Below are 6,000 nucleotides of genomic sequence, written 5' to 3' on the forward strand. Positions count from 1 at the left end.
GCGGCCGCGCATCGGCCGCTCCCGCCCTCTACTCGGCTCGGCGGGGGCGGGCCGCGGTCCCGGCCGGACGGTACGGCACGGGGACCCGGGAGATCAGGCCCTCGGGTAGCGCAGCAGCCAGCCGGGCGCGGAGACCGTCGGGCCGTGCAGCGCGGGCCCCTGGGTCATCTCCATGGCGAAGTCGTCGGCGATTTCAAGGACGGTGGGACGGCCCTCCAGTTCGGCGAGCCAGGCGGGCGGCAGGGCCGTCTCGCCGTGGAGGGCGCCCAGCAGCGAGCCGCAGACGGAACCGGTGATCTGGGACGGCCCGTCGTGGTCGACGGACAGCCGCAGGCCGTGCCGGACGTCCTCGCCGACCAAGGTGCAGTAGACGGCGATGGCGAGGGCGTCCTCGGCGTTCTCGGCGGTGCCGAGGGAAGCGACGCGGGCGGGACTCGGGATGCCCTGGCGCACGGCACCGAGAGCCTGCTTCAGCGCGTCGCTCACGGGCTGGTGGCCGGGGCGGGGGGTGAGCAGGGACAGCGCCCGTTGCACGGAACCGTCGACGCTCTCGCCGCGGGCCAGCCCGTGCACGATCACGGCGAGGGCTCCGGCGGACAGGTACGCGGTGGGATGACCGTGCGTCTGCGCCGCGCATTCCACGGCCAACTGGCAAACGAGCTGCGGCTCCCAGCCGACGAGCAGACCGAAGGGCGCGGAGCGGACCAGCGCCCCCGCGTCACGCGCGGTGGGGTTCTTCGGTCTGTCCAGTGTGCCGAGCGTATCGTCGGCGAGTCCGTCCAGGGAGGCGCGGTCGGGGTTGCGGCGGGTGTAAAGCCACTCCTCGCGGGCGAGCCAGCCGTCGTCCTTGCGGCGTTCGTCAGGGCCCCAGTCGCGCTGGGTCGCGGCCCAGCGCAGATAGGCCCGGTGCACGTCGGTGGGCGGGTGCCAGGCGCCGGTGTCCCGGCGGACCTGGGCACGTATCAGGCCGTCGACGGTGAACAGGGTCAGCTGTGTGGCCGCGGTGACGGCCCCGCGCCTGCCGTACGCGGGCAGGAAGTCGGTGACGCCGTCGGCGCCCTGGGCGGCGCGTATCTCCTCGACGGTCAGCCCCGCCACACCGGCGCCGAGCGCATCGCCGACGGCCCCGCCCAGCAGGCAGCCGCGCACCCGGGCACGGAAGTCCTGCTGCTCGACCCGGCCCCACACGGCTGCGGTTCCTGCGCTCACCGCGGCGCCCACCTCCCCACTCGTCCCCGTTGAATGCCTGTTGACAGCGCTGACCGACTCACCGTCTGCCTGGCGCACTGTAATCGACCGCGGAAGATCGCTTCACGGTCGGAAACAAGCCGGAACCATCTGTAACCGGTCATTCACCGGGCAACGACGTCATGGGCACGCACCGGGGCGCGGGCCCCAGGGCGGACGGACAAGGCTGGTACACGGCACACGTCCCCCGCCGGACGAGGGTGGGGCCCCGCGCGCCCGGCCGCAGGCGGACCGAAGGAGGACCGCATGGGCGCGCACGAGGAGCGAACGGTGACCGCATGGGCACGCACGAGGATCACATGGGGTACGCAAAGGCGAACAATCCATATATTCCGGACAAGGGGCATGGGTTCCGCCTGGCACCCTCGTGTGCGGCGACCTCGGGGCGGGCCGTTCGCTCCGGCAAGGCCGCGCCGCACCCCGTCCGGAACGGCGCCTCCGGCCTGCGAAGCACGCGGGGCACGCACCGCCCCGGGCAGCCCCCCGCGCCGGGATCCGGCACCCCCGGGCCGAGCCTCCGCCCCGGTTCCCGGCCCGAGCGGGCAGCGCTCCCTCAGTCCTGGTCGAGCACCGGCAACAGCTCCGGCAGATGCCCGTCCGACGCCGCGGCGGCCGCCACCCGCTCCTCGGGGACCTCGCCGTACAACGTCGTGCGCGGCTTCGCCGGCCGCCCCGCCGCCTCCGCGATCGCGACGAGGTCCCCGACGGAGCGGTACGAGCCGTAGCCGGACCCCGCCATCCGGGAGATCGTCTCCTCCATCAACGTTCCGCCCAGGTCGTTCGCACCCGAACGCAGCATCTCCGCCGCGCCCTCCGCGCCCAGTTTCACCCAACTCGTCTGGATATTGGGGATGTGCGGGTGCAGCAGCAGCCGGGCCATCGCCGTGACCGCCCGGTTGTCGCGGACCGTCGGCCCGGGACGGGCGATGCCCGCGAGGTACACCGGCGCGTTGGTGTGGATGAAGGGCAGGGTCACGAACTCCGTGAACCCGCCGGTCTGCTGCTGGATCGCGGACAGCGTCCTGAAGTGCCCGAGCCAGTGCCTGGGCTGGTCCACGTGTCCGTACATCATGGTCGACGACGAGCGGATGCCCAGCTCGTGGGCCGTCGTGATGACCTCGATCCAGGTGGCCGTCGGCAGCTTCCCCTTGGTCAGCACCCAGCGCACCTCGTCGTCGAGGATCTCCGCGGCCGTCCCGGGAACGGAATCGAGCCCGGCCTCCTTCGCGGCCGTCAGCCACTCGCGGATCGACATCCCCGTCCGGGTCGCGCCGTTGACGACCTCCATCGGCGAGAAGGCGTGCACGTGCATGCCCGGGACCCGCTCCTTCACCGCCCGCGCGATGTCGAAGTACGCGGTGCCGGGCAGGTCCGGGTGGATACCGCCCTGCATGCACACCTCGACCGCGCCGACGTCCCACGCCTGCTGCGCCCGGTCGGCGACCTGCTCCAGCGACAGCGTGTAGGCGTCCGCGTCCGTGCGGCGCTGGGCGAAGGCGCAGAACCGGCAGCCGGTGTAGCAGACGTTGGTGAAGTTGATGTTCCGGGTGACGACGTAGGTCACGTCGTCACCGACGGCCGACCTACGGACGTCGTCCGCGACACGGGCCAGTGCGTCAAGCGCGGGACCGTCCGCGTGCAGCAGGGCGAGGGCCTCGGCGTCGGTCAGCCGTGTCGGATCGTCCGCGGCCGTCGCCAGCGCCTGCCGCACGTCGGTGTCGATCCGCTGCGGCACCATGCCGGGCGCCGCGGCTTCGCGCAGCGCTTCCCAGTCGCCGTAGACGTCGTCGAAGTCGTCCCGGCGGTCCCCGGTGCGCCCCTCGGTGTCGATGGTGCGGTGCAGATCCGTACGCCCCGTGGACGTGAACGCCTCTTCCGGCTCCTGCCACGGCAGCCCCTCGGGCAGGGCATCCGGACGGGCCAGCCCGGTCTCCGGGTCGGCCAGGGCCCGTACGTGCGGCAACAGCCGCGGGTCCAGCCAGGGTTCGCCGCGCTGCACGAACTCCGGGTACACCGCGAGCCGTTCCCGCAGCCGGAACCCGGCGTCCGCGGAGCGCTCGGCGAGCAGCCCGATCTGCGGCCACGGCCGCTCGGGGTTCACGTGGTCGGGGGTGAGCGGCGAGACACCGCCCCAGTCGTCGACTCCCGCGCCGATGAGCCGCCCGTACTCCTCGTCCACGAGGTTGGGCGGGGCCTGGAGGCAGGCCGAGGGACCCATGATGTGCCGGGCGACGGCGACGGTCGCGACCAACTCGTCCAGCTCCGCGTCCGGCATGCCGCGCATCGCCGTGTCCGGCTTGGCGCGGAAGTTCTGGATGATCAGCTCCTGGATGCCGTGGTACGCCCGCGCGACCCGACGCAGCGCGAACAGCGACTCCGCCCGCTCCTCGTACGTCTCCCCGATGCCGATCAGGAGCCCGCTCGTGAACGGCACCGAGCTGCGCCCCGCGTCCTCCAACACCCGCAGCCGTACGGCGGGCTCCTTGTCCGGCGACCCGTAGTGCGGGCCGCCGGGCTCGGACCAGAGGCGGGTGGCCGTGGTCTCCAGCATCATGCCCATCGAGGGGGCGACCGGCTTGAGCCGCTGGAAGTCCGTCCAGGTCAGGACGCCGGGGTTGAGGTGCGGCAGCAGCCCGGTCTCCTCCAGGATGCGGATCGCCATGGCCCGTACGTACGCGATGGTGTCGTCGTACCCCTCGGCCTCCAGCCAGTCCCGCGCCTCGGGCCAGCGGTCCTCGGGCTTGTCCCCGAGCGTGATCAGGGCTTCCTTACAGCCGAGCGCGGCGCCGCGGCGCGCGATGTCCAGCACCTCGTCCGGCGACATGAACGCTTGGTGCCCGGCGCGCCGCAGCTTCCCGGGCACGGTGGCGAACGTGCAGTAGTGGCACGTGTCGCGGCACAGCCGGGTGAGCGGGATGAACACGCTCTTCGAGTACGTGATGACGCCGGGTCGGCCCGCCGCCTCCAGACCCGCGTCCCGCACCCGCGAGGCGGAGGCGCACAGCCCGCGGAGGTCGTCGCCCCGCGCCTGCAGCAACACGGCCGCCTCGGCGACGTCCAGCGCCACGCCGTCCCGGGCTCGCTTGAGCGCACGGCGCATGGCGTTCTCGGTGGGGCGTGCGGCCTGGGCCGCGGCCTGGTGATCCGTCATGGATCGAGCATACGAGCGCCCGGTGACAGCACGGCCTGCAGGCGGGACGCACGCCCGGAAATCGCCCTGGTCAGTGCGCGGGACCGCAGCCGGCGCGACCGTACACCCACCCGGGTCCGGATCCCTCCGGGACGTCCGGTCAACGGCTGTGCCCCGACCGGTCGCCGGGCCGACCCGCTGACCCGGAACAACACCCAGCCGCTCTTCCGGCGTTCGCACGCATGCGGGCGAACGCCTGTCCCCACACACTCCATCGCACTCATGTGACTCACCTCACATATCACTGCGTGCGAGGGGGCCGTGATCCACCACAACCCCGGCCCCAGCTGGACGCGTCCACCTCAGCCGTCCCCGTCGCGACCACGGATGGTCAACAGACCCCGATGCTGGATCGCCATCGCCGTCACCGCGTTCCTCGCCGGCAGCTGCGGAATGGGCATGGGCGTGTCCGGACAGGACGGCGCGGACGACCGGACCGGCGGAAGCACCCTCGCGGCAGCGGACGCCGAACCTCCCACAACCGTGACGGCGACCGTCACCCCCGCAGCCGCGAAAGCCGCCCCCACACCGACCGCCACCGAACGGGTCAGGGTCGAGGTCACCGTGACCGAGACCGTCACCACCACGGTCACCGAGCAGGCGGACGCGGACGGCGGCTCGGGCAACACCTGTACCGGAACTGCGCCGCCGCCGCACGCGCCGCAGGCGCTGCCCCGTCCACGCCGGGGACCCGGGTCACGGACGCCACCTCGACCGCGACCGCGACGGCGTCGGCTGCGAGCAGGGCTGACCGCAGGCCCCACCGGAAGCGTCCCCGCGCCCCTCCCGACGGGGTGCGCCGCGGACGGGCACGGCCGGACCGTCCTGTAGGTTCGGCGGATGGCGAAGTACTTCGACGTGCATCCCGAGAACCCCCAGCGCCGCACCATCGGCACGGTGGCCGACGGCATCCGGTCCGACGCGCTCGTGGCGTATCCGACGGACTCCTGCTACGCGTTGGGGTGCCGGCTGGGCAGCCGCGAGGGAATCACCCGGATCCGGTCGATCCGGAACCTCGACGACCGCCACCACTTCACGCTGGTGTGCGAGAACTTCGCGCAGCTGGGTCAGTTCGTGCACATCGACAACGACGTGTTCCGGGCGGTCAAGGCGGCGACGCCCGGTCGTTACACCTTCATCCTGCGTGCGACGAAAGAAGTGCCGCGCCAACTGCTGCACCCGAAGAAGAAGACCGTCGGGGTCCGCATCCCGGACCACGCCGTGACCCAGGCCCTGCTGGCGGAGCTCGGCGAACCGCTGCTGTCCAGCACCCTGCTGCTGCCCGGCGAGGACGAACCGATGACGCAGGGCTGGGAGATCAAGGAACGCCTCGACCACGTGGTGGACATCGTGGTCGACTCGGGCGACTGCGGTACCGAACCGACGACGGTCATCGACTTCTCCGGCGGTGACGCCGAGATCGTGCGCCGCGGCGCGGGCGACACCTCGCGGTTCGAGTAGGTCGGGGGGCGTCCCGGCCGGGGCGGCCCCCCCCCCCCCCCGCCCCCCCCCCCCCCCCCCACCGGGGGAGATCCCGCCCCCCCCCACCCCCCCCCTCCCCC

General features: G+C 72.8%; 4 protein-coding genes. 2 read left to right on the plus strand and 2 right to left on the minus strand.

The features are described from left to right. Positions 1-93: 93 nt before the first annotated feature. Both ACFXOM_RS27925 and ACFXOM_RS27930 read right to left on the minus strand, forming a co-directional pair. Positions 94-1,209, minus strand: a complete 1,116-nt coding sequence (locus ACFXOM_RS27925) for an ADP-ribosylglycohydrolase family protein (RefSeq protein ID WP_384939415.1) — start codon at positions 1,207-1,209, stop codon at positions 94-96. 592 nt (positions 1,210-1,801) lie between these two features. Then, a complete protein-coding gene (locus tag ACFXOM_RS27930; protein WP_385039794.1) occupies positions 1,802-4,399 on the minus strand; it encodes a bifunctional FO biosynthesis protein CofGH in 2,598 nt (865 codons plus the stop codon). Between the two features lie 679 nt (positions 4,400-5,078). On the opposite strand from ACFXOM_RS27930, the gene ACFXOM_RS27935 reads away from it, so the two are divergent. Then, complete coding sequence (locus ACFXOM_RS27935; protein WP_384948896.1) at positions 5,079-5,189, plus strand: excalibur calcium-binding domain-containing protein; 111 nt, start codon at positions 5,079-5,081, stop codon at positions 5,187-5,189. An 89-nt stretch (positions 5,190-5,278) separates the two neighbouring features. Continuing rightward, the gene (locus ACFXOM_RS27940) at positions 5,279-5,899 is read left to right on the plus strand and encodes an L-threonylcarbamoyladenylate synthase (protein WP_384939409.1); all 621 of its coding nucleotides are present in this window, start codon (positions 5,279-5,281) and stop codon (positions 5,897-5,899) included. Positions 5,900-6,000 lie beyond the last annotated feature (101 nt).

The organism is Streptomyces sp. NPDC059169, assembly GCF_042755225.1.
In the GTDB taxonomy this organism is placed as follows: domain Bacteria; phylum Actinomycetota; class Actinomycetes; order Streptomycetales; family Streptomycetaceae; genus Streptomyces.